At 57.5% G+C, this 22,754-nt stretch carries 18 protein-coding genes; all 18 read left to right on the top strand.

What is annotated here, in order from left to right:
- Nucleotides 1-143: 143 nt before the first annotated feature.
- The 18 genes from RB620_RS17955 to RB620_RS17870 all read left to right on the top strand — a co-directional run bounded on the left by RB620_RS17955 (nt 144) and on the right by RB620_RS17870 (nt 22,718).
- Nucleotides 144-2,348, top strand: a complete 2,205-nt coding sequence (locus RB620_RS17955; protein ID WP_308096667.1) for a (Fe-S)-binding protein — start codon at nt 144-146, stop codon at nt 2,346-2,348.
- 76 nt (nt 2,349-2,424) lie between these two features.
- Nucleotides 2,425-4,884 carry a 3-hydroxyacyl-CoA dehydrogenase/enoyl-CoA hydratase family protein gene (locus tag RB620_RS17950; protein WP_308096589.1) on the top strand — a complete coding sequence of 820 codons (2,460 nt, stop codon included), beginning with the start codon at nt 2,425-2,427 and terminating at the stop codon, nt 4,882-4,884.
- Between the two features lie 13 nt (nt 4,885-4,897).
- Entirely contained in the window at nt 4,898-5,113 is a 216-nt protein-coding gene (locus RB620_RS17945) for a hypothetical protein (protein WP_308096587.1), read from the top strand.
- Nucleotides 5,076-6,308, top strand: a complete 1,233-nt coding sequence (locus RB620_RS17940) for an acetyl-CoA C-acyltransferase (protein WP_308096585.1) — start codon at nt 5,076-5,078, stop codon at nt 6,306-6,308. Before RB620_RS17945 ends, RB620_RS17940 begins: the two co-directional genes overlap by 38 nt.
- A gap of 435 nt (nt 6,309-6,743) precedes the next feature.
- On the top strand, nt 6,744-8,543 hold the full coding sequence (locus RB620_RS17935; protein ID WP_308096583.1) for an acyl-CoA dehydrogenase family protein: 1,800 nt from the start codon (nt 6,744-6,746) through the stop codon (nt 8,541-8,543).
- Between the two features lie 573 nt (nt 8,544-9,116).
- Nucleotides 9,117-10,811 (top strand): long-chain-fatty-acid--CoA ligase, encoded by a 1,695-nt coding sequence (locus tag RB620_RS17930; RefSeq protein ID WP_308096666.1) that lies wholly within the window; start codon nt 9,117-9,119, stop codon nt 10,809-10,811.
- A gap of 6 nt (nt 10,812-10,817) precedes the next feature.
- Nucleotides 10,818-11,246, top strand: a complete 429-nt coding sequence (locus RB620_RS17925) for a PaaI family thioesterase (protein WP_308096581.1) — start codon at nt 10,818-10,820, stop codon at nt 11,244-11,246.
- 161 nt (nt 11,247-11,407) lie between these two features.
- Complete coding sequence (locus RB620_RS17920; protein WP_308096579.1) at nt 11,408-11,587, top strand: hypothetical protein; 180 nt, start codon at nt 11,408-11,410, stop codon at nt 11,585-11,587.
- Between the two features lie 179 nt (nt 11,588-11,766).
- The gene (locus RB620_RS17915) at nt 11,767-11,955 is read left to right on the top strand and encodes a hypothetical protein (protein WP_119597648.1); all 189 of its coding nucleotides are present in this window, start codon (nt 11,767-11,769) and stop codon (nt 11,953-11,955) included.
- Nucleotides 11,956-12,182: 227 nt separating this feature from the next.
- Nucleotides 12,183-13,277 (top strand): FecCD family ABC transporter permease, encoded by a 1,095-nt coding sequence (locus tag RB620_RS17910; RefSeq protein ID WP_374121423.1) that lies wholly within the window; start codon nt 12,183-12,185, stop codon nt 13,275-13,277.
- Nucleotides 13,278-14,312: a FecCD family ABC transporter permease gene (locus RB620_RS17905; RefSeq protein ID WP_308096572.1), complete on the top strand. Its 1,035-nt coding sequence runs from the start codon at nt 13,278-13,280 to the stop codon at nt 14,310-14,312.
- A gap of 12 nt (nt 14,313-14,324) precedes the next feature.
- Complete coding sequence (locus RB620_RS17900; RefSeq protein ID WP_308096570.1) at nt 14,325-15,155, top strand: helix-turn-helix transcriptional regulator; 831 nt, start codon at nt 14,325-14,327, stop codon at nt 15,153-15,155.
- 160 nt (nt 15,156-15,315) lie between these two features.
- Entirely contained in the window at nt 15,316-16,335 is a 1,020-nt protein-coding gene (locus RB620_RS17895; RefSeq protein WP_308096568.1) for an ABC transporter substrate-binding protein, read from the top strand.
- 205 nt (nt 16,336-16,540) lie between these two features.
- A complete protein-coding gene (map, locus tag RB620_RS17890) occupies nt 16,541-17,293 on the top strand; it encodes a type I methionyl aminopeptidase (RefSeq protein WP_308096566.1) in 753 nt (250 codons plus the stop codon).
- A 156-nt stretch (nt 17,294-17,449) separates the two neighbouring features.
- A complete protein-coding gene (locus RB620_RS17885) occupies nt 17,450-18,685 on the top strand; it encodes a molybdopterin-dependent oxidoreductase (protein WP_308096564.1) in 1,236 nt (411 codons plus the stop codon).
- Nucleotides 18,686-19,078: 393 nt separating this feature from the next.
- Nucleotides 19,079-20,638, top strand: coding sequence for an ABC-F family ATP-binding cassette domain-containing protein (locus RB620_RS17880; protein ID WP_308096562.1), 1,560 nt, complete (start codon nt 19,079-19,081; stop codon nt 20,636-20,638).
- Between the two features lie 316 nt (nt 20,639-20,954).
- Nucleotides 20,955-21,815, top strand: coding sequence for a sulfurtransferase (locus RB620_RS17875; RefSeq protein WP_308096561.1), 861 nt, complete (start codon nt 20,955-20,957; stop codon nt 21,813-21,815).
- Nucleotides 21,816-22,025: 210 nt separating this feature from the next.
- Complete coding sequence (locus RB620_RS17870) at nt 22,026-22,718, top strand: CTP synthase C-terminal region-related (seleno)protein (protein WP_308096559.1); 693 nt, start codon at nt 22,026-22,028, stop codon at nt 22,716-22,718.
- Nucleotides 22,719-22,754: the final 36 nt, after the last annotated feature.

Genomic DNA, 22,754 nt, shown 5'->3' with positions numbered 1-22,754 from the left:
CAGTCCCTTTTGAAGCAGGGCGGAACGGCGCGATGGCGGAGGCGTCGGCAATCGCGGCCGCGATTGCGGGTGGAGGTTACCCGGCGGCAGCGGCATGGGCGAGATGGCTGCTGTTCGCGGCGCTTGTCATCGCGGCTGTGTGGATGTTCGCGACGGTTATTCGGCGGCGAATCGGATACATGCGGCTCGGAGTGCCGGCCGTATTCGAGCGGCATCGGCCTGGTGGCGCGAGAAACAACCGGGGAGAAGGAGGAGGCGCCTATCGCCGCGGCGGACGAACCGGGCTCGGGGCCGAGGTTTTCGGGCATCGCCGTCTGATGAACGACATTCGAAGCGGCATCATGCATGCGGTTTATTTTTATGGATTCATCATGCTTCAATTCGGCGCGCTGGATCTGATCTGGAAAGGGTTAAGCGGCGGCCGCCCCTTGCCGATCCCGTTCTACGGCCAATTCTCTTGGCTGCAAGAGGCGACCGTATTTCTTGTTTTGCTGGCGGTCATCTATGGGGGGTATAGACGTTACGGCGAGAGACTTCCCCGGCTCAAAAAAGATTTGAAGCCCTCGATCGTGTTGTGGTTCATTGGAGGGCTTATGCTGTCGATTCTGATGTCGCTATCCTTCGAAAGGCTGGCCGTCGCCGAGCCCGTCCATGCAGGGTTCGCTCCTATTAGCGCACCGGTCTCGGAGCTGCTCGCGAATGCCGTGGAACGCGGCGGCTGGCTCGCCCATACAGGCTTCGAGGTTTTCTGGTGGCTGCATCTGCTTATTCTGCTCAGCTTCCTCGTGTACGTGCCGCAATCCAAACACTTTCACTTGATCACGGCGCCCGTCAACATCTGGTTTCGCCGAAATACGCCGCCAGGCAGACTGACGCCGCTCGATCTCGAGAACGAAGAGGCCGAGATGTTCGGCGTGGGAAAGATCGAGCATTTTACGCAGAAGCAGATGCTGGATCTCTACGCCTGCGTGGAGTGCGGGCGCTGCACGAACGTATGCCCGGCTTCGAGTACCGGCAAGCTGCTCTCGCCGATGCATCTCATCGTGAAGCTTCGCGACCATCTTACGGAGAAGGGAGCTTCCATTACCTCGAAGTCGCCATGGCTGCCTGGCAGTCTAATTTATCGCGGCAAGGAGCCGTCCGCCCATGTGATGGGCGCCGTCATGCCGGATTGGGACTCGCAGGGAAGCGGCGAAGGCTCGGAGGGCGCGCGTTCGGCGACTTACCGCACGAATATCGCTCCTACCATGGAGGTGCAGAACGCGGGCTGGACGAAGCGCGCGGGGGCAAAGGCGGAGGAGCTCGAGCTGATCGGCGACGTTATGACGGAGGATGAGCTGTGGTCGTGCACGACATGCCGAAACTGCGAAGAGCAGTGCCCGGTCGGCAACGAACACGTGGACAAAATCATCGACATGCGCAGATACCTGGTACTCATGGAAGGCAAACTGCCTTCCGACGGCCAGCGCGCGCTGCAGAACATCGAACGGCAGAGCAATCCGTGGGGATTGCCCAGGGCCGAGAGGGCCGCCTGGATCGAGGAATGTTACAGCCGCACCGGCGTTCGCGTCGATACAATGGCGGAGCGGAAGCAGCGGGGCAAGAAGCTGCCGTCTCTTTTGCTTTGGGCCGGTTCGATGGGGGCGTACGACACGAGAAGCCGCAAGGTACTTTTTGACGTGATCAGACTGCTCGCGCACGCGGGCATCGACTTCGCCACCCTCGGCAACGAGGAGAAAAGCTCCGGCGATACGGCAAGGCGGATCGGCAACGAGCTGCTGTTCCAGGAGCTGTGCAAAGATAACGTCGCGACGTTCCGGAAGTACGGCGTCAGTCATATCGTGACGGTCTGCCCGCATACGTTTAACACGTTCAAGAACGAATACCCGGATTTCGGATTATCCGCGGAGGTGCGCGTCGAGCATCATACCGAGCTCCTTGCCCGGCTTGTCGCGGAAGGGAAGCTAAGGACGACGTTCGCGCTGGAGGAGAAAGTAACGATTCACGATTCCTGCTACCTTGGACGCTATAACAACTCGTACGAGGCGCCGCGCAGCCTGCTTCGGGCCATTCCGGGCGTGACCGTGCAGGAGATGGAGCGTTCCGGCGCGCAAGGCATGTGCTGCGGAGCGGGAGGCGGACTGATGTGGATGGAGGAGCATTCCGGCACGAGGGTCAACTACGCGAGAACGGCGCAAGCGCTCGAAGTGAAGCCTTCCGTCATCAGCTCCGCTTGTCCGTATTGCCTCACGATGATGGAAGACGGGCTAAGATTTTTATCCGCGGATGAGCAGGTCGAAGCGAGGGATGTGGCGGAGTTGCTGGCGGAAAGCGTATTCGGGAAATGACGAGCGTACAGCCAAGCGGGCGTGCACGGCGCCCGAAGCAAAGTGAGAATCTGGATAAGGAAGGTGAATGCATAAGATGTCGATTCGAACGACTCAAGTCAAAAGCGCGGCGTCCGTCCGGTCCGCGGCCGTAATCGGCTCGGGGGTGATGGGGGCGGGGATCGCCGCCCATCTGGCCAATGCGGGAATGCGGGTGGTGCTGCTGGATGTTGTCCCCCGGACGCTGACGGAAGAGGAAGAGAGGAAGGGGCTTACCTTAAACGATCCGAAGGTTCGCAACCGGCTCGCGGCCGGAGCCATCGCGAACATGGCGAGGAGCCAGCCGGCGCCGCTTTACGATTCGGCCTCGGCCTCCCGCATCAGACCGGGGAATCTGACGGACGATATCGCTTTGCTCGGCGATACCGACTGGATCGTGGAGGCGGTCGTGGAACGGTTCGACGTCAAGCGGGAGGTGCTCGCGGCGATCGAGTCCGCAAGGCGTCCGGGAACGCTCGTGACGACCAACACGTCCGGCTTGTCAGTAGCCGCGATGGCAGAGGGGAGGAGCAAGGAGTTTCGAGAGCATTTTGCCGCGACGCATTTTTTTAACCCGCCGCGCTATATGAAGCTCGTCGAGATCGTGCCGACGGCGGATACGGGCGCCGAGGTGACGGAGCTGCTCGCCGAACTGTGCGTCAAGCGGCTGGGCAAAGGCGTCGTCATCGCCCGGGATACGCCGAACTTCATCGCGAACCGGATCGGCACGTACGGGATGCTCGTCACGCTGGAGGATACGATCCGCTACGGGCTGACGGTGGAGGAAGCGGACGCGCTGACGGGACCGGCCATGGGAAGGCCGAAAACCGCGACGTTCCGCATGCTCGATCTCGTCGGCCTCGATACGCTGCTGCATGTCGTCGACAACGTCAGGGAGCGCAGCGAGGATGATGCCGAACGGGCGATATTCGCGCGGCCGCGGCTGCTGGAGGAGCTGGTCGCGGCGGGCCGGCTCGGCGAGAAAAGCGGCTCCGGCTTTTACCGCAAGCGCAAGGACCCGGACGGTCGCAGCCGCATCGAGTCGCTTCGGCTCGGGACGCTGGAATACGGGCCGCAGGTGCGAATCTCGTCGCCCGTGATCGACGCGGCCAAAGCCGCGAAGGGCGCGGCGGCGAAGGCGAAGGCGCTGCTGGCGGCGAATCCGAAGGACTGCTACGCCCAGTTCGCCTGGTCGACCGTGAAGCGAACACTGCTTTACGCGGCCGCCCAGGTCGGCGTCATCGCGGAGACGGTCGTCGATATCGACCGCGCGATGAAGTGGGGATTCAACTGGGAACTGGGGCCGTTCGAGCTGTGGGACGCGATCGGAGTGGAGAAGTCCGTGGCCAGAATGAAGGAGGAAGGCGAAAGCATCCCGGATTGGGTCGAGAAGCGGCTCGCCGAAGGACACTCGTCATTTTATCAGGCTGCGGAACTGAAGCGATTCTATGCCGTGCCGGGAGGCTTCGCGGAGGAGAATCAGGAGGCGGATGTCATCTCCCTGTCCGCGCTCAAAGGCGCGGGCCGCACGGTGCTCGGCACGCAGGGCGCCAGCTTGATCGATATCGGCGACGACGTGGTCTGCCTCGAATTCCATTCTCAGAACAACGCCATCGGCGGCGAAATCTTATCCGCCATCCGCCAAAGCGTCGCGGAGGTGTCGCGGAATTGGAGAGGCCTCGTGCTGGCTAACGAAGGACGGAACTTCTGCGTCGGCGCCAACTTGATGCTGCTGCTTATGGAAGCGCAGGCCGGGGAATGGGACGAAGTGGAGGACATTATTCGTTTCTTCCAGGACAGCATGCTGCGGCTGAAACGGCTGGACCGCCCGGTTGTCGCCGCGCCGCACCGGATGACGCTCGGCGGCGGAGTCGAAGCTTGCCTTCCGGCGGATGTCATTCTGCTCTCGCCGGAGACGTACTTCGGGCTGGTCGAGACGGGCGTCGGTCTTATCCCCGCGGGCGGCGGCTGCAAGGAAGCGGCGATCATGGCGGCGGAGCGTGCGGGGTTATCGGCCGCGGGCGTCCGGTCCGGTGTGACGCCTGGCGATCTGCAGCCGCATCTGAACGCGCTGTTCGAGACGATCGCGATGGCCAAGACGTCGACCAGCGGGCACGACGCGGCGAAGCTGGGCCTGCTGCGCCCGCAGGACCGCGCCATCGTACGGCAGGATGCGCGCATTGCCGAAGCGAAGCGCCTTGTACTTGAGCTCGACCGCGCGGGGTATTCGGCACCGGTGGAAGAGCGAGTGGCGGTCGCGGGCAGGGAGGGCAAGGCGGTGCTTGCCATGGGGGTGCAGGCGATGCGGCTTGGCGGCCACATCAGCAAGCATGACGCGCTGATCGCCGGGAAGCTGGCGCATGTGCTCGCCGGCGGAGACGTCAGGCAGGGCGCGATGGTCAGCGAGAAATATTTGCTCGACCTGGAGTGCGAAGCTTTCCTGAGCCTGTGCGGGGAGAGCAAGACGCAGGAGCGAATGAGCCATATGTTGTCGAAAGGCAAGCCGCTGCGGAATTAGCAGCGAGTCGAATGTGAAGGCTGGACGCGGTCTGGCCTTCGGCGGAGCCGGCATGTCGATCCAGGCTTGCCGCGAACGGAAGCGGGGATTGGTTTTTCTGGATCGGCTTGGATCGGCTCGGGCGAGAGCGGGCGGCGATGAGGCAGTTGTATTTTTGGAGCAAATGGATTCCCTTGAAGGAGGTGCGAGAGATGTCAGCGGATCGATCATTACCGGAATCGCCGTTTAGAAGGAGCGGCCGGGATGCGGTTATCGTAGCGGCAGCAAGAACGGCCGTGGGCAAGGCGAACAAGGGCAGCCTGGCGGAGACGAGGGCGGAGGATCTCGGAAGGGCGGCACTAAGGGGCGCGTTGGAGCGGGTCCCGCAACTTGCCGCGGCGGACGTCGAGGACGTCATTATCGGCTGCGCCATGCCGGAAGGAGAGCAAGGGCTTAATATGGCGCGAATTATTTCGCTGTACGCAGGGCTGCCCGTCACGACGCCGGCCGTCACGATCAACCGGTTCTGCGCGTCGGGTCTGCAATCGATCGCCTATGCGGCTGAACGTATCCGGCTCGGCGAGGCGGACGTTGTCGTCGCGGGCGGCGTGGAGAGCATGAGCCATGTGCCCATGAGCGGCTTCCGCTTGTCGCCGCATCCCGGCATCGTAGACGCGATGCCCGAGGTGTACATGGGCATGGGGCACACGGCAGAGGAGGTCGCGCGGCGATATGGCGTCTCGCGGGAGGAGCAGGATGTTTTCGCCGCGAGGAGCCATCAGAGAGCGGCGGCGGCCATCGCGGCCGGGCGCTTCCGGGAGGAGATCGTGCCGGTTACGGCTACGCGCTCAGGGACGGACGATGCGGGCCGCCCTTGGGAAAAGACGTTCGTCTTCGACGTCGACGAGGGCGTCCGGCCGGAGACGACGCCGCAAACGCTCGCTCCGCTCAAACCTTCTTTCGCGAGGGAAGGGACCGTGACGGCGGGCAACGCCTCGCAAATGAGCGACGGCGCGGCCGCGGTCATCGTCATGAGCCGGGAGAAGGCGGAGGCGCTTGGCATTCGGCCGCTCGCGGCATTCCGAAGCTTCGGCGTGGCGGGCGTCGCTCCGGAGATTATGGGGATCGGCCCGATCGAGGCCGTTCCCAAAGCGCTCAAGAAAGCCGGCATTACGAAGGAGCAGGTCGACTTGTTCGAGCTGAACGAAGCGTTCGCCGCGCAATGCGTGCCGATCATCCGGGAGCTTGGCCTTGATCCGGAACGGGTGAACGTGAACGGCGGGGCGATCGCGCTCGGCCATCCGCTCGGCTGCACCGGCACGAAGCTGACCGTGTCGCTCATTCATGAGCTGCGCCGGAGAGGAGGCGGCATCGGCGTCGTGACGATGTGCATCGGCGGCGGCATGGGCGCGGCGGGCGTGCTCGAGGTTTATCCGGGAGAGTAGCTGGGTTTTAAGCAGGGACGTGTCAGTTGATGTAATTACTGGATGAACGGTTGTTGGATTAGGTCCGCCACGCGAACTTAAATCCGCCGAATGGACTCTCGGGAGCGTAGTTACCAATTCGGTTGTCTTGGAGCTAACGGAAGCAGTCGACGCTATTCGGCTGATTTTGTTCGATTTTAAAATCTAACGGAAGTATGTGGCGTTATTAAGTCTTTCTGCCTGAAAAAATGCCATATTCGATCGATTAAGAGCGCTGAGTTCCGTTAGATTTCGAAATGGGCTCATACATGCATAGTAAGAGCGCTGAGTTCCGTTAGATTTCGAAATGGGCTCATACATGCAAGGTAAGCGCGCTGAGTTCCGTTAGATCATCGAGCAGGTACGGAAGTTTCGGAGAGAGCGATCTGCTAGCGCAAAAAAAGGAGGAATGCGAAAGTGACGACGGGAACGATACGTTTCGGCGGACGGTTCGTCGTGGAGGAGAGCGATCCGGCGTCGGTCGTGACGCCGGAGGATTTCTCGGAGGAGCAGCGGATGATGTCGCAGGCGGCGGAGCAGTTCCTGGAGACGGAGCTGCTGCCCCGCGACGCGGACATCGAAGGGCTGGACTACGGCTTGACGGTCCAGCTCATGCGGAAGGCCGGCGAGCTCGGCTTGCTCGGCGCGGATGTGCCGGAGCAGTACGGCGGCATCGGCCTCGACAAAGTGAGCACGACGCTGCTCGCGGAGACGATGGCGAGGGCATCGTCGTTCGCGCTGTCGGTCGGCGCCCATACCGGCATCGGGACGCTGCCGATCGTGTTCTTCGGCACCTCGGCGCAGAAGGAGAAATATTTGCCCGACCTGGCCGCGGGCAACCGCATCGCGGCGTACTGCCTGACGGAGCCGGCTTCGGGCTCCGACGCGCTCGGGGCGAGAACGACGGCGAAGCTGTCGGCGGACGGACAATTCTACGTGCTGAACGGCTCCAAGCTGTATATAACGAACGCCGGGTTCGCGGATGTTTTTATCGTATACGCGAAGGTGGACGGCGACAAGTTCACGGCTTTTATCGTGGAGCGGGAGATGGCGGGGTTCAGTATCGGGCCGGAGGAGCATAAGATGGGCATCAAGGGCTCTTCGACCTGCCCGCTCTTCTTTGAGGACGTGCATGTCCCCGTGGAGAACGTACTCGGCGAGGTAGGCAAGGGCCATCATATCGCGTTTAACATTCTGAACATCGGAAGGTTCAAGCTGGGCGCGGCCTGTCTCGGCTCGTCGAAGGAGACGATCGAGCTGGCTTCGGCCTACGCGAACACGCGCAAGCAGTTCGGCCGCGAAATCTCGTCCTATCCGCTCATCGGCGCCAAGCTGGCGGACATGAACATCCGCACGTTCGTCCTCGAGAGCATGGTGTACCGGATCGCGGGGTTCATCGACGCGATGCTTCGCGATTCGGAGGCGCAGGAGGGGGCCACGGACGCGAACGCGGGCGCTCGCGCGGTCAAGGCGATCAGCGAGTACGCCATCGAATGCTCGATCGTGAAAGTATTCGCTTCGGAGGCGCTCGATTTCGTCATCGACGAGGGCGTCCAGATTCACGGCGGATACGGCTACATTCGCGAATATAAAGTCGAGCGGATTTACCGTGATTCGCGGATCAACCGGATTTTTGAAGGGACGAACGAAATCAACCGCATGCTCATTCCCGGAACGTTGCTTAAGAAAGCGATGAAAGGCGAGCTGCCGCTCATGGAAAAGACGCAGGCGCTGCTCGGAGAGTTGATGCAGCCAATGCCCCTGCCTATTTTCACGGAACCGCTGGACAAAGAAGCCTACCGCGTCGCCCAGGCGAAAAAAACATTCCTCGCCATCGGCGGCCTTGCCGTGCAGAAACTCGGCCTGAAGCTTGAACAGGAGCAGGAGGTGTTATGCGTATTAGCGGATCTGATGATTCAAACCTTCGCTATGGAGAGCGCGCTGCTTCGGACGCGGAAGATGCTCGCCCGAAGCGGGGGGGCTCGGACGGAGGACACCGGGCTTGCGCTCTCGATGACGGAGGTGTTCGTGCAAGAAGCCATGGAGAAGGTCGAGTCGCTTGCCAAGACTGCGCTCTCTGCTTTGGAGCGCGGCGACGGACTGCAGATGCAGCTGTCCGTCTTGAAGAAGCTGATGCGGGCACCGCTGTCGGATACGATCGCCATGAAGCGAGGGATCGCGGCCCGCGTGATTCGCAGTGAGCACTATGTTGTGTAGAGGGGGAGCGCAGCGATGGAACCGCTTAGACCGGAAGACCCGCTATTGCCCGATTCATTGCCGAACGAAGATTCACGCGCCGCAGCCGATACGCAGGGAAACTCGGCCGAAGAGCTATCTGCCGAGTCGCAAGCATGGGAGGACGCCGCGGAAGAACGGAGCGCGGCTTCCGAACGGATTAACGAGCCTCGGGAAGCTGGGGCAGCTCGGGAGTCTGCGGAGCCTGGGCCTGGGGAGGCTTCGGCAGCCGTAGCCTCCGCCGGGCAAGATCCGGAAGCCGTCAGCAACGCTGAACGGGATGAGCCGCTTGTACCTGAGGCGCCTGTCGGCTCAGCCGCGTTCATCGCTGAAGCAGCGGAGTCGGCAGAGCCGGCGGAATCCGCTTCGGAAGCGGAAGGGGCACAGGCCGCAACGATTACCGCTTCGGAGACAGCGGACGCCGGGGATGCCCATGACGCCGTTTCGGAGGCAGCCGAGGCCCATGTTGCAGCCGTCCTCGTCTCCGAAGAAACAGGAGCCGACTCGGCTTCGGAAGAAGCGGATGCTCACGATGAACCTCTCGCTCGTCCTTGGCTGAGGAACTATCCGGAAGAAGTTCCGCCTTCCTTGAAGTACCCCGACCAGAACATCGCGCAGTTCCTGCTCGACTCAGTGAGCCGCTACCCGAACCATAATGCGCTCCACTTCTTAGGCAAAACGATGACGTACCGCGAGGTCCATACGGCAGCCGTGCGTCTCGGCAGCGAGCTCGTCGCGCTCGGCGTCGCCAAGGGAGACCGCGTCGCGATCATGCTGCCGAATTGTCCGCAAGCTGTCGTCTCGTATTACGGCGTGCTGCTGGCGGGAGGCGTCGTCGTCCAGACGAACCCGCTTTACGTCGAGCGGGAGCTGGAGCACCAACTGAAGGATAGCGGAGCCGTCGCGATCATCACGGTCGATCTGCTGTACGCAAGGCTGTCCCGCGTACGCGGCGATCGGCCCGAAGAAGGTCCTATTCCGCATCTGCGCCACGCGATCATAACTTCCATTAAAGACGGACTCCCCTTCCCGAAAAATATGCTCTATCCCATCAAACAGCGCAAAGAAGGCTTCAAGAACAACATTCCGTACGGGCAGCATGGCGTCCTGTCTTACCGGAAGCTGTTCGCGGGACGCGCGCCGTCCGTCGAGCTGCCGGAGCTTGCACGCGGCGATGAGCTTGCCGCGCTGCAATATACCGGCGGCACGACCGGCACGCCGAAAGGCGTCATGCTGACGCACGGCAACTTTGTGTCCAACTCGATGCAAATGGCTGCATGGTGCTACAAGGCGGAAGACGGCAAGGAAAAGTTTCTTGCGGCACTGCCGTTGTTTCACGTGTTTGGCTTGACGGTATTAATGAATTTGTCCGTCCTGCGCGCCGGAATGCTTATTCTGTTGCCGCGTTTCGAGATTGAGACGGTGCTGAAGACGATCAACGACGAGAAGCCGACGATCTTCCCCGGAGCGCCGACGATGTATGTAGCCTTGATTAATCATCCAAACGCGGCGAAAAACGACCTGTCTTCGATTAAAATCTGCGTCAGCGGCTCCTCGGCCTTGCCGCTGGAGGTGCAGGAGCAGTTCGAGTCGCTTACGGGCGGCCGGCTTGTCGAAGGGTACGGATTAACCGAGTCGTCGCCCGTCACGCATGCCAATCCGATCTGGGGCAAGCGGAAGATCGGGACGATCGGGATTCCGTTCCCCGACACCGAGGTTGCCATCGTGGATCCCGCGACGGGACGAAGGCTGCCGTTAGGCGAGTTGGGAGAGCTGGTCGTTCGCGGACCGCAAGTGATGAAAGGATATTGGAACCGGCCCGAAGAGACGGCCAAGACGCTGAAGAACGGCTGGCTCCATACCGGAGATCTGGCGACGATGGACGAAGACGGCTTCTTCACGATCATGGACCGGATCAAGGATGTGATCATCGCCAGCGGCTTCAACGTCTATCCGCGCGAAGTGGAGGAGGTGCTGTTCGAGCATCCGGCAGTCAGGGAAGCGTCCGTGCTTGGCGTAAAGGACGAATATCGCGGCGAGACCGTCAAGGCGTTTATCGTGCTCAAGGAGGGCTGGCACGTCTCGCGCAGCCAGTTGGACCGCTGGTGCAGAGACCGGCTGGCCGCATATAAGGTGCCGCATCAGTATGATTTTAGGGAAACGCTTCCAAAAACGATGGTGGGCAAAGTGCTGAGGCGCAAGCTCGCGGAGGAAGAAGCCGAGCGGCAGGCGACGGGGAAGGAGGATTAAATCGGAATGGATGAACAGAGGTTCGCGCAGCAGGCGGAAGAAGCCGAACGGTGGTTGCGGCTTGCGGAGCGGGCCGAAGAGACGTTCTGGGGACGGCTCGGGTGCAAGGTTATTCAGGCTGACGGCAGCAAGACATCCATCAGCCTGGCGATTGAGCCATCTCACTTGAATTTGCTCGGCATCGTCCATGGCGGCGTATTGATGTCCATGATGGATAATGCGATGGGACTGCTCGTCATGTTGGCGGAGAGCAACGAGAGGACCGTTACCGCGAATATGAACACGCATTTCCTTGCGAGCAGCAGAGGAGGGACGTTGATCTGCAAAGCCGAGTTCATGCACCGCACGGGGCGGACGATCACGTTGCAGTCTTCCGTGACGGACGAAGACGGCAAGCTTCTGGCCTGGGGCAGCGGAGCTTACCGCATGATCTGAAAAAACGGGGATCGGAACCGGCGTCGCGATTTCCACGAGTTGCCAGTGGTTGTCATTTTCGCTATAATAATAGCTAATATATGGAATTAATCTTGTGCAATTTGACCATAAATTTAGCCCCGGGAAACGCCGATATTTGAAGTAGGATTGGAGGTGGAGGCATGCTTCAGGATTGGGTTACCATCGTGCTGTTGGCATTCGGAATAGCGGTCGGCATCAGCGGTGTCGTGGCGTATTTGCGGTTGTTCCGGAAGGAGAAACTGTTCGAATCCCAGTCCGCGAAGGATGCCTCTCTTGCCGATAAGGGGCCGGATGCCGAACAAAAACCCACAAAGGGTTAATATTTGTTCACTTTCATAATTGTTGGCAAACTGATATAATAGTAAGAAAAATGAAAACATTGTGACTCATTGGCCATGATTGCCTGCACCGAAGGGGGGTTCTTGCGGTGTAAGAGCCGCATACGTTCTCGGATAATGCTGTTTAGGACGACCATCCATCGTATAAGGGAGGAGATTTCATGGCGAAACATAGCCAGAATGAAGTCAAGGAAAGCCTGAAAGAACTAACGAGAATTTTCCAGCCCAAGGACCCGCGCAAGTTTGTGAAGGATTACATTCGCAAATATCGCATCACAGGCGGGTATGAGGATGAGTTGACTTCCCTTGTCGAAGATGAACTAGGCAGAATGAACTCCTCGGTCGGATGAGATCACAATGACGATAAAGCTTTGTTGCCCGTTTGCAGGACGGGCGGCAGGGCTTTTTTTATGCGCGCGTTAGGGCGTCGATTGCGCATGCGGGCGGTTGCAGATACGCGTAACGTACCTGCAACGCTGGCATTTTTCCATTGCAATCGGGAGGTCTATCCTCTATAATTTTTCTGTAATTGAGAACAACTATCAATATCAATTGAAAATAAGAAAGCATGGGAGAAATGACGGTGACTACTTCAGCAAAGGGAGAGGTTCAGTCCTCTAAACCGAGCACATTATCAGCGGCTTCAACCGCAACGCCCGACGCGGCACCGATTCGGAGCCGCCCGCTAGCGGCAACAATCGTGTTGTTCGGTGGCCTGATCGCGCTTGCGCTCGGGTTATTCCTGTCGATCAACTTGGGGGCTGCAGATATTTCGTTCCGCGTCGTGTGGCAGGCTATTTTTCAATTTAATCCGGATATCACCGATCACCAAATCATTCAAGAGCTTCGGCTGCCGCGCGTCTTCGGGGGCGCGATGGTGGGAGCCAGCTTCGCGGTCGCGGGAGCGATCATGCAAGGCATGACCCGCAATCCGCTGGCCGACTCGGGGCTGCTCGGCATTAACGCTGGCGCGGGCTTTATGCTGGCGCTCTGCTTCGCTTTTTTCCCGGGCATGCCGTTCACGACGCTCATCCTGTTCTCCTTCCTCGGCGCTGCTATCGGAGCGGGTCTGGTATACGGGATCGGCGCGCTCGCCAAAGGCGGACTTTCGCCCGCTCGCCTCGTACTTGCCGGCGCAGCGCTTAGCGCATTGCTTAGCGCCTTGAGCGAAGGCATCGCTCTTTATTTCCAAATCGGGCAAGATATCGCGTTCTGGTATGCGGGCGGCGTCGCGGGCACGCGTTGGGATCAGCTGCAAGTCATGTTTCCTTGGGTAGCGGCGGCGCTGATCGGGGCGATCGCCCTCTCCCGTTCCGTCACGATGCTCAGCCTCGGCGAAGAAATCGCGCGCGGTCTCGGACAGCGGACCCAGCTCGTGAAGGCCGCTTGCACGGTCGTCGTGCTTATTCTCGCAGGATCGGCCGTGTCCATCGTCGGCGCAGTCGGCTTCGTCGGCCTCATCATCCCTCATTTGACTCGCAAGCTCGTCGGCGTGGATTATCGCTGGATCATTCCATGCTCCGCCATTCTAGGCGCACTGCTCGTCATTTTCGCGGATATCGGCGCCCGGATGGTGAATCCGCCGGAAGAAGTGCCTGTCGGCGCGCTGATCGCGCTCATCGGCGTTCCGTTCTTCCTGTTCATAGCGCGCAAGGAAAGGAGGGAGCTGTAGATGCATGCCGTAACCGCAGAATCCATCGAAAAAAAACGAAGAAACCGTTCCATCCTCGTCATGAACGTGCTTGGAGCGCTTATTGTCATCGCGTTCGTCATTAGCATGAATACGGGCGTCATCGCTCTCTCGCCGAAGGAGCTCTTTCTCACGTTATTCGGCCAAGGAACGGACCGGCAAGAGCTTGTCCTGTTCGAATTCAGGCTGCCGCGCATCGTGATCGCGATGCTGATCGGCGCGGGACTTGCGCTCTCCGGCTGCATCATGCAGGGGATCTCGCGCAACGCGCTGGCGGATCCCGGCATCCTCGGCATTAACGCGGGCGCGGGCCTCGTCGTCATGTTGTACGTGTCGTACTTCCCGACAACGGTGAACGTACCGGTCTTTTTCCTTCCGCTGCTCGCGTTTGGAGGCGCGGCGTTGACGGCTTTGTTAATCTACGTCCTTTCATACAAAAAACACGAAGGCATCATGCCGACGCGGCTCATCCTCACAGGCGTCGCCATCGCGGCGGGGATTAGCGCGGCCATGATCGTGCTGACCCTTCGCCTTAATCCGGAGAAATACCAGTTGGTCGCGACCTGGCTGGCCGGCTCCATCTGGGGCACCAGTTGGAAGTTCGTTCTTGCTCTGCTTCCTTGGATACTCATTCTGCTCCCGTACGTCTTCATCAAGGCGCAGACGATGAACGTACTTAATCTGAGCGACGCGACGGCAAGGGGACTGGGCGCCCACGTGTCGAGAGAGCAGCTCAAGCTGCTTGCGGCGAGCGTCGCGTTGGCAGCGGCTTGCGTCGCGGTCAGCGGAGGCATCGGCTTCGTCGGACTCATCGCGCCTCATCTCGCCAAGAGACTCGTCGGCCCGAAGCATCAAGGGCTTCTGCCCGCGTCCGCGTTGATCGGAGCGTTGCTCGTGCTCGCGGCGGATACGATCGGCAGATGGATCCTGCAGCCGAGCGAAGTGCCGACGGGAATCGTGACGGCGGTCATCGGCGCTCCGTATTTCTTGTATTTGATGGCCAGAAGCAAATCCTAGGAGGCTACGAGCATGGCGCATACCTATGAAGAGCTGGCCAAATATTTTGCGGATACGCCCATCGAGGTTTTCGGCGTTTATCGCACACAGCTGGAAGCAAACCGGATTTATGGCGGGCATGTGGACAAGCCTACGGCCAAATGCGGCGTCATTATTGCACTGGAAGGGGAAGCCGAGTTCATCTTCGACGATCGGGAGCGGTATACGCTTGCGCCCGGACGCGTGTTGCTCGGGGGAGCGAGAAGGCGCCTGGAGATCGAGACAGGCGAGAACGGCTTCCGGTATTGCCTCGCGCACTACATGCCGAGCGGCCCGACAGACGAGGAGGGGGAGCGGCGGTTGAAGGACGTCTCTTCCCTGGAGGCGGCGCTGGATCCGGATCTTCTCCGGTTGATCGAGCAGCTTCTCGGAGCGGCTTCCGCGCCGGATTTCATGGGATTGCTGGAGAAAAAATCGCTTTTCTACCAAATCATCGCGAACGTATTGCAATCGGAGCGTTATCGGCAGAATGAAGAGAGCTACCCGGCTATCGAAGACGCGATCCGGTATATCCAGACGCATTTCATGGAGCCGCTCACGCTGGCCGGGCTTGCCGAACGATATAAGTTGAGGTCCAAATATTTTTCGCACCTGTTTACCAAATATTCGGGGACTGGCCCGATCGAGTATTTGATCCGCTACCGGATGAACAAGGCGCACGAGTGGCTGCTGACCAAGCAGTTCTCCGTGTCTGCGGTCGCGAGGAGCGTGGGGTATTCGGACCCGTATTATTTTAGCAGGCTGTTCAAAAAACATAAGGGAGTCGCCCCAAGTAAGGTCGGGTTCGACAGCAGGGAAGCTTAATTGGGAGCATACTTGCGGCATCTTCATCGTTCATCGGAAAAAAGTCCATCATCGGATCGGGAATCTCTCTATTCTCATCGAACCCGGAGGATGGTACTGTTTTAGTTGTAAATGAGAATCGTTATCGTTAAAGAGGGTAACAGAAGAGAGGATGCTAGACATGAACGGAAATATGAGAAAATCGCGCTTCGGCGCAATCATTGGATTGCTGAGCTTGGCCCTCTTCCTGAGCGCTTGCTCGGGCAACTCGGGTTCGAATAACGGAGGAGCACCGAGCCCGTCGCCAACCGAAGGGACGGCCCAAGAGGAAGCCGCGGCGTTCCCGCGCACGATCGAAGCGGCGAACGGCAGCATCGTCATCGACAAAAAGCCGGAGCGGGTCGCCGTCGTCCACTGGGGCTACACGGACTCCATTCTGCTGTTCGATTTGAAGACCGCCGCAGTAGCGTTGCCGTTCACGAAGGATAATTCCTCGCTGCAAACCGACAGCTACAAGCCATACGTAGACAAGGTCGAGGAGCTAGCCATCGTCGGCGAGAACACGACGGTTAACATGGAGTCGCTGCTCGCCTACGCGCCGGATCTTATCATCGCGGGCAACGCCGTTAACGCGGAGGTCACGGAGCAGCTGACGAAAATCGCGACGACCGTCGTGATCGACGAAGCGGTGACCGACGTATGGAGCAATTGGCCGGCGCTCGTGACGAAATTCGGCGAGATTTTGGGGCAGGAGGACGTTGCGGAGCAATATATCGCGGGTTATAATGCGAAGCTGCAAGAAGCGAAGGAGAAGCTGGCGGACGTGGAAGGCACCGTCGCTTTCCTGCAAGTGAGGGATACGGCGGTATGGCTGGGCGGTACAAATTATTTGGCCCCGTATTACGAGAAGGGACTCGGGCTCAAAGCGCCGGACGATCCGGCCATGGATGAAGGCGCGGAGCTGTCGCTGGAAGGGCTCAGCGAGCTGAATCCGGATCACCTGATCCTCGGTTACTTCAACTACGATAACCCTTCGATGGCCACTTTGACGGACGAGTGGGAGAAGAGCGAGGTTTGGAAGAAGCTGAAGGCGGTCGAGAGCGGTCAGACGTACGGCATTAACGGCGCGCTCGCGATGGGTTACGGCCCGATCGGCAACAGCTACGGCATCGAAGCCGTGCTAGAAGCTTTGGATAAGTAAGAACGGCGGTATGCTCAATTACGGATGTACGGAAAATGTCTTCTCCCGGTAGACGGGGGGAAGGCATTTTTTCGTGCTCCGCGGATTGATTGTTCACAAATTCACACCTCCTCCACCGTTAACGGGAATGAGTTCTCGAAAGATGGAATAGGGTAAGCATATACGCACATTTTCTATATCTTACGTGAAGAAGGAGGCAGCGCGGATGGCGGTGGAATTGAAGTCGAAGGAACATATAAGAGGAATTCGCATGGCCGGCAGAATCGTAGGGGCGTGTCACAAAGCGTTGTCAAAGCGGCTCGCGCCGGGGGTTACGACGCTCGAGATCGACCGATTCGTCGAGCGATTCATGATCGACAGGGGGGCGACGCCGGCCCAGAAAGGGTTCAAAGGTTATCCGTACGCAACTTGCGCTTCCGTTAACGATGTCGTATGCCACGGATTCCCCGATACGGAACCGCTTGAATCCGGCGATATCGTAACCATAGATATGGTGGCTGACCTGAACGGCTGGAAAGCCGATTCCGCTTGGACTTATATCGTCGGCAAATCGACAGCCGCTACCGAGCGGCTGCTTCGCGTGGCGAAACAAGCGATGATGGACGGCATTAAGCAAGCGCTTCCCGGCAATTATATTGGCGACATCGGCCATGCGGTGCAAACTCGGGCGGAACGCGAGGGCTGCAAGGTCGTTCCGATGTTCGTCGGGCACGGCATCGGCCGCAGCATTCACGAATTTCCCGAGGTGGAGCATCAAGGACCGCCGGGACAGGGCGTCCGGCTGGAGGAAGGGATGGTTATCACGATCGAGCCGATTATTACGTCCGGACGGCCGGATGTGTTCGTCGCCCGCAACGGATGGGCGGCCAGAACCGTCGACGGCGCCTGGTCGGCACAGTTCGAGCATACGGTCGCCATTACGAAGGACGGCCCGGTTATTTTGACGCGGTGGGAATAATGAAGTTTGCAAACCTGCTATCGGCCGAGCCGAAGGCAGGTTTGTTTTTTTGGGCCGGACGGCCGGTGTGGAATATTTTAGACGGATGAAAGATAATAAGAGAAAGACGTAAATCGGATACGCGCGACGATTGGCGTCGGGGAGGAGGAAGGTCGAATGAATGAACTGCTGCAACGTCTGCGCAAAGGCTACGGCAAGAAGCTGGTCGGCATCCATGCCTGGAACGGCTGGATCGTCGTTTTGCTCGCTCTGTCGGGATTGGTTCTGCTTGGCGGTTTCTGGAGAGGTGTGCTTGGAGAGGGGCGCGTGTGGCTGAAGTGGTTCCATTTTGTCGTCGGCATCGCTTCAATCCTGCCGATCGCTTATTATCTTGCGCTGGCGGGCAAACACTGGAAACAGCTGAGGGGAAAGCCATGGCAGAAGTTCAACGTCTATGTCGTGCTAGCTTTCTTATTCGGTTGGTTCGTGTCGGGCGTCCTGCTGTGGCAGTTCAAGGCGGTCGGCCCCCGCGTCTCGAACGCGGCGTTGATCGTCCACGACGTGTTGACTTGGATTGGACTGCCCTACATCATCTACCATTCCATCGCGAGGGCGAAGTGGCTGAAAGACCCGAGCCGCCTCTCGGTGCGGGTGCCCAAGGATGTTGCGGACGTGCATCCCGCGGCGCCGCAGCCCGTGTACACGCGCCGTGCTTTCATTCGAGGAGCGATCGGCGTAGGGCTCGCCGTGACGGTCGGGCCGTCCTTCCTGAAGTGGCTCGGCCAATCGTTCGGCAGCGCGGGCGGGGGGAGCAGCATCGATCAACTCATCGAAAATAACGCCAACCGGCTGCTGCCCGAGCCGCAGCCGCTGCCCGCGTCATCTCCGCCGATGGGTGGCGGGGCTCAGGGGCAGTTCCGCGTCTATACGGTGACGCCAATCCCTTCTTTCAACAACGACAATTGGTCGTTCCGTATCGACGGACTCGTGGACAAGCAGATGGAATGGAACTGGGAGACGTTCGTGAAGCTGAAGCGTTCTGTGCAGGTGAGCGACTTCCACTGCGTGACGGGGTGGTCGGTGTACAAGAACACTTGGGAGGGTATTCCCGTGAAGGAGATGCTGGCGATGGCGGGCGTGAAGGGCGGCGCGAAGTCGGCGATCTTTTATTCGGGGGACGGGGTTTATACGAGTGGCATTACGCTGGAGCAGCTGGCGAAGGACGACGCGTTGATCGCCGTCATGCACGACGGCAAGCCGATCCCGAGCGATCTCGGCGGGCCGGTGCGGCTCATCATGCCGAAGATGTACGCTTACAAGTCCGTGAAATGGCTGAACCGGATCGAGCTCATCGAAGGCGAGCATATCGGCTACTGGGAGCAACGGGGGTACGCGAACGAAGCTTGGGTGTAGAGGCTTCGATGCCCAAACTTAGTGCGGTGCTGCAGGAGAACGGATTGGCGTTTCGTCCGAACTGACCAACCTCAAACGTCTAAAGTCAACATGGCTCTGTGAAGAGCGCTCATTCGTATTCTCCCTCACACATTGTACAGCCCTCTGTACACATACAAAGAAGACCGGTCAGCCCTCCTCTTGCGAGTGACTTTGGTCTTTTTTTGAATTTACTGGTGTTTATGTAAAATATAGAGCCTAAAAGGTGAATCAACATGTGCAAGCAACAAAAGCTGATCAACGCCGAATCAAGAAGAATATAGATCGAACGTTATTGTGGTACAATGATACGGGCAAATCTGAGAGATTAGTAAGTTTGAATTAATGCGCAAATATGAATGGAGATAAAGAAAAATGAGTTTATTGACTGTCGAGCAATTATCGCATACGTTTGGCGATCGGGTATTGTTTAGGAATGTGTCTTTCCGTTTGCTCGAGGGGGAGCATGTCGGGCTGGTTGGTGCGAATGGTACAGGAAAATCTACGCTTATGAATATTTTGACAGGCAAGCTGTTGAAGGACGAAGGCAAGGTGGAATGGACGCCCCGCGTTCGTTACGGTTATTTGGACCAACATACGAAGCTTGAAGCAGGTAAGACCATCCGGGACGTATTGAAGGATGCGTTTTTGCCTTTACTAGTACTTGAAGAAGAGCTAAACGATATTACCGCGCAAATGGGCGATGCCGATCTGGATACGCTGGAGCAGCTTTTAGTGCGTATGGGAGAAATTCAAGAGGAGCTTGAAATCGGCGATTTCTATTTAATCGACGTGAAGGTCGATGAGATGTCCAATGGTTTAGGTCTGAATGCGATCGGGCTTGACCGCGACGTCACGGCGCTTAGCGGCGGTCAGCGGACGAAGGTACTGCTCGCCAAGCTGTTGCTTGAGAAGCCGGGAGTTTTATTGCTTGATGAGCCTACGAACTATTTAGATGAAGAGCATATTAACTGGCTGACTAATTATTTGAAAAATTATCCACATGCGCTTATTCTTATTTCTCATGAAACGGGCTTTATGAATCAGGTCGTCGATGTTATCTATCATCTTGAATTTACGAAGTTGACGCGTTATTCGGCCAATTATGAGAAGTTTCTGGAGATGGCTGAACTGAACAAAGCACAGCATATCGACGCTTACGAAAAACAAAAGGATTATATTAAGAAGCAAGAGGAATTCATTCAAAAAAATAAGGCGCGAGCTTCAACCTCCGGGCGCGCGAAGAGCCGCGAGAAGCAGCTCGACCGTATCGATCGCATCGACAAGCCGGAGGAAGCGGTAAAGCCGACCTTTAACTTTAAAGAGTCCAGATCAAGTGGCAAGACCGTATTCGAAGCAGTGGGAATGGTCATCGGCTACAATAAGCCGCTTCTTCCTAAGATGGATATGGTCATTGAGCGAGGCGATAAGATTGCAATCGTAGGTTGCAACGGCGTTGGTAAATCAACGCTCCTTAAGACCATTCTTGGCGTTATTTCTCCACTGGAAGGCAAGACTTATCTTGGCGATTATTTATCTCCTGCTTACTTCGAGCAGGAAGCTAAGGCTCCAACGATGACCCCGCTAGAGGATGTATGGGATGAGTTCTCCTCTATGAACCAGCATGAGGTTCGGGCAGCGCTAGCCCGCTGCGGACTAAAGAATGAGCACATTACACGCTCTCTTAACCAGCTTAGTGGCGGAGAGCAGGCGAAGGTTCGTCTTTGCAAGCTGATGATGCGAGAAAGCAACTGGATTTTGTTCGATGAGCCGACGAACCATTTGGACGTAGTCGCCAAATCCGAATTGAAGCGAGCGCTAAATGCTTACAAAGGTACAGTCGTTCTCGTCTCTCATGAGCCTGATTTTTATGAGGATTGGGTAACAAAAACGTGGGATGTAGAAGCATGGTCCATGCACAGTCTGAGGCGATAGATAAATGATTCGGTTAGCTTGGCCGCATTATGGGAAGTATTCTGAAGCCATCATTCTAGAAGTGGATATTTTATAATTCAAGATGAAATTTGACGGCTGGGAACTCCTGGGACTCCGGCAGCTTTGATCGTCGAACCGATTACCTTTTATGGGGAAGAGATTGAGGTCTAGATCCTTTTGCAATAAATACAATAGAGAAGGCCGGGCGGAAGAAGTCCGGTCTTCAAATTTTTATACGACGGTTTTCCTGCTTATGCGCGCGGCCGATTTCCGGTATAATAGGACGCATGAACGTAATAGGAAGGCGGAATTCGGAATGAATAATATCGTTTCTTTAAAATGGCTGCTGGCCCGCATGTACGAGCCGGACGTCGTCATTGTCGACTGCCGGTTCCTGATGGGCAAGCCGGATGCCGGCCGCGAATTGTACGAGGCGTCGCACATCCCGGGAGCCGTCTATTTGGATTTGGAGAAGGATCTGTCCGCGCCGCTCGAAGAGAACGGGCATGGCGGACGCCATCCGCTGCCGGATATTTTCGACCTTACGGTCGCTTTGAGCCGCGTCGGCATCGGCAACGAATCGCGCGTCGTCGCTTACGACGATCAGGGCGGGGCGATGGCTTCCCGCTTGTGGTGGCTGCTCAAATATTTGGGACACGAGAACGTCTTCGTCTTGGACGAGGGTTTCACGGCATGGTCGAACGCAGGTTTCCCAGTCACTTCCGAGCAGAGGGTGCTCATCCCGTCGAAGTTCCTGGCAACCGTTCAGCATACGATGCTGGTGGAGATGGACGAAGTGAAGGAGTTGCTGGGAGACGAACGCGTCACGTTGATCGATTCGCGTGAAGCTCCGCGCTATCGCGGCGAGGTCGAACCGCTGGACAAGGTTGCCGGCCACATCCCCGGCGCGATCAACCGCTTCTGGAAGGAAGGCCTGGTGGAGTCCGGCGCTTGGAAGGACGCGAGCGGGCAAGCGGATCGCTTCGCGGACCTGAACCGCGACGGCGAGCTCATCGTATATTGCGGCTCCGGCGTGACCGCAACGCCCAACGTCATCGCACTGCAGGAAGCCGGCTACACCAAGGTGCGGTTGTATGCGGGGAGTTGGAGCGATTGGATTTCGTACGATGACAATCTTATTGCAACCGGGGATGAAGAAGAATCGAAAAGCGTATAGCAGTACTTATTCAATAAATACATCGCCATGCGGTCTGAACACCCTGACGATGTATTTTTTATTTCTCGAAGTCAACGTCCTACAAAATTGAGTATGCATAATCAACATCAAGTCAACTACAAAAAGAGTGTTGACAATATCCATTATATGGATTACTATCTCTTTTTATATGTACTTCATATTGTCCTAAAATGGAGAGGTGAGAAACAAATGATTCGTGTTGCGTTAATCGGTGATTATGATCGACAGGTCGTAGCGCATGTGGCAATTCCTCAGGCTATTGAGTTAGCGGCGAAAGATCTCAGATTTCGGGTCGATTTTGAATGGATTGCAACTTCTTTGTTGGAACACGATTTCGAACAAAAGTTGGCAAAGTATCAAGCGATTTGGACAGTTCCTGCAAGTCCTTATGCCAGTATGCAAGGTGCTCTTAACGGCATTCGATTTGCTCGTGAAAATCAGGTGCCCTTTATAGGAACGTGCGGTGGATTTCAACACATGATCATTGAATTTGCCAGAAACGTGATGGGACTTCATGAAGCAGATCACGCTGAGGAAAATCCTGCTGCTTCCTTGTTGCTGGTTGCTCCTCTTACATGCTCCGTGAGTGAAAAAACGCAAACTTTCAAACTCGCTCCAGATTCAAAGGTTGCAGCAATTTATGGGAAGGGTGAAATTGCGGAGCAATACGGTATTTGTAATTATGGTTTGAATCCTGAATTTGCACCACTATTGGAACAAGCAGGGATGCGGATTGTTGGAGTCGATCAAAATGGTGAAACTCGTATCATGGAGCATAGCCAGCATCCCTTCTTTGTCGGCACGTTATTTCAGCCTGAACGATCTGCTTTGAATAAAATAGTACATCCGTTGATCAAGGCTTTTCTCCAAGCCGCTAAGTAAACTCTGAAACATCGCCATGAGGATTCAATGCCCAGG

Origin of the sequence: Paenibacillus sp. LHD-117 (assembly GCF_030929555.1) — a bacterium.
Lineage (GTDB): Bacteria > Bacillota > Bacilli > Paenibacillales > Paenibacillaceae > Pristimantibacillus.
This window is presented reverse-complemented; position numbering and strand designations above follow the sequence as displayed.

Bases quoted from the DNA above. Each gene is read 5' to 3' on its own strand.
- RB620_RS17920 (WP_308096579.1), top strand. From the start codon at position 11,408: ATGCTTCAGGATTGGGTTACCATCGTGCTGTTGGCATTCGGAATAGCG.
- RB620_RS17905 (WP_308096572.1), top strand. From the start codon at position 13,278: ATGCATGCCGTAACCGCAGAATCCATCGAAAAAAAACGAAGAAACCGT.
- RB620_RS17895 (WP_308096568.1), top strand. From the start codon at position 15,316: ATGAACGGAAATATGAGAAAATCGCGCTTCGGCGCAATCATTGGATTG.
- RB620_RS17900 (WP_308096570.1), top strand. From the start codon at position 14,325: ATGGCGCATACCTATGAAGAGCTGGCCAAATATTTTGCGGATACGCCC.
- RB620_RS17875 (WP_308096561.1), top strand. From the start codon at position 20,955: ATGAATAATATCGTTTCTTTAAAATGGCTGCTGGCCCGCATGTACGAG.
- RB620_RS17870 (WP_308096559.1), top strand. From the start codon at position 22,026: ATGATTCGTGTTGCGTTAATCGGTGATTATGATCGACAGGTCGTAGCG.
- RB620_RS17910 (WP_374121423.1), top strand. From the start codon at position 12,183: ATGACGGTGACTACTTCAGCAAAGGGAGAGGTTCAGTCCTCTAAACCG.
- RB620_RS17885 (WP_308096564.1), top strand. From the start codon at position 17,450: ATGAATGAACTGCTGCAACGTCTGCGCAAAGGCTACGGCAAGAAGCTG.
- RB620_RS17955 (WP_308096667.1), top strand. From the start codon at position 144: ATGTTCGCGACGGTTATTCGGCGGCGAATCGGATACATGCGGCTCGGA.
- RB620_RS17950 (WP_308096589.1), top strand. From the start codon at position 2,425: ATGTCGATTCGAACGACTCAAGTCAAAAGCGCGGCGTCCGTCCGGTCC.
- map (WP_308096566.1), top strand. From the start codon at position 16,541: ATGGCGGTGGAATTGAAGTCGAAGGAACATATAAGAGGAATTCGCATG.
- RB620_RS17925 (WP_308096581.1), top strand. From the start codon at position 10,818: ATGGATGAACAGAGGTTCGCGCAGCAGGCGGAAGAAGCCGAACGGTGG.
- RB620_RS17880 (WP_308096562.1), top strand. From the start codon at position 19,079: ATGAGTTTATTGACTGTCGAGCAATTATCGCATACGTTTGGCGATCGG.
- RB620_RS17940 (WP_308096585.1), top strand. From the start codon at position 5,076: ATGTCAGCGGATCGATCATTACCGGAATCGCCGTTTAGAAGGAGCGGC.
- RB620_RS17915 (WP_119597648.1), top strand. From the start codon at position 11,767: ATGGCGAAACATAGCCAGAATGAAGTCAAGGAAAGCCTGAAAGAACTA.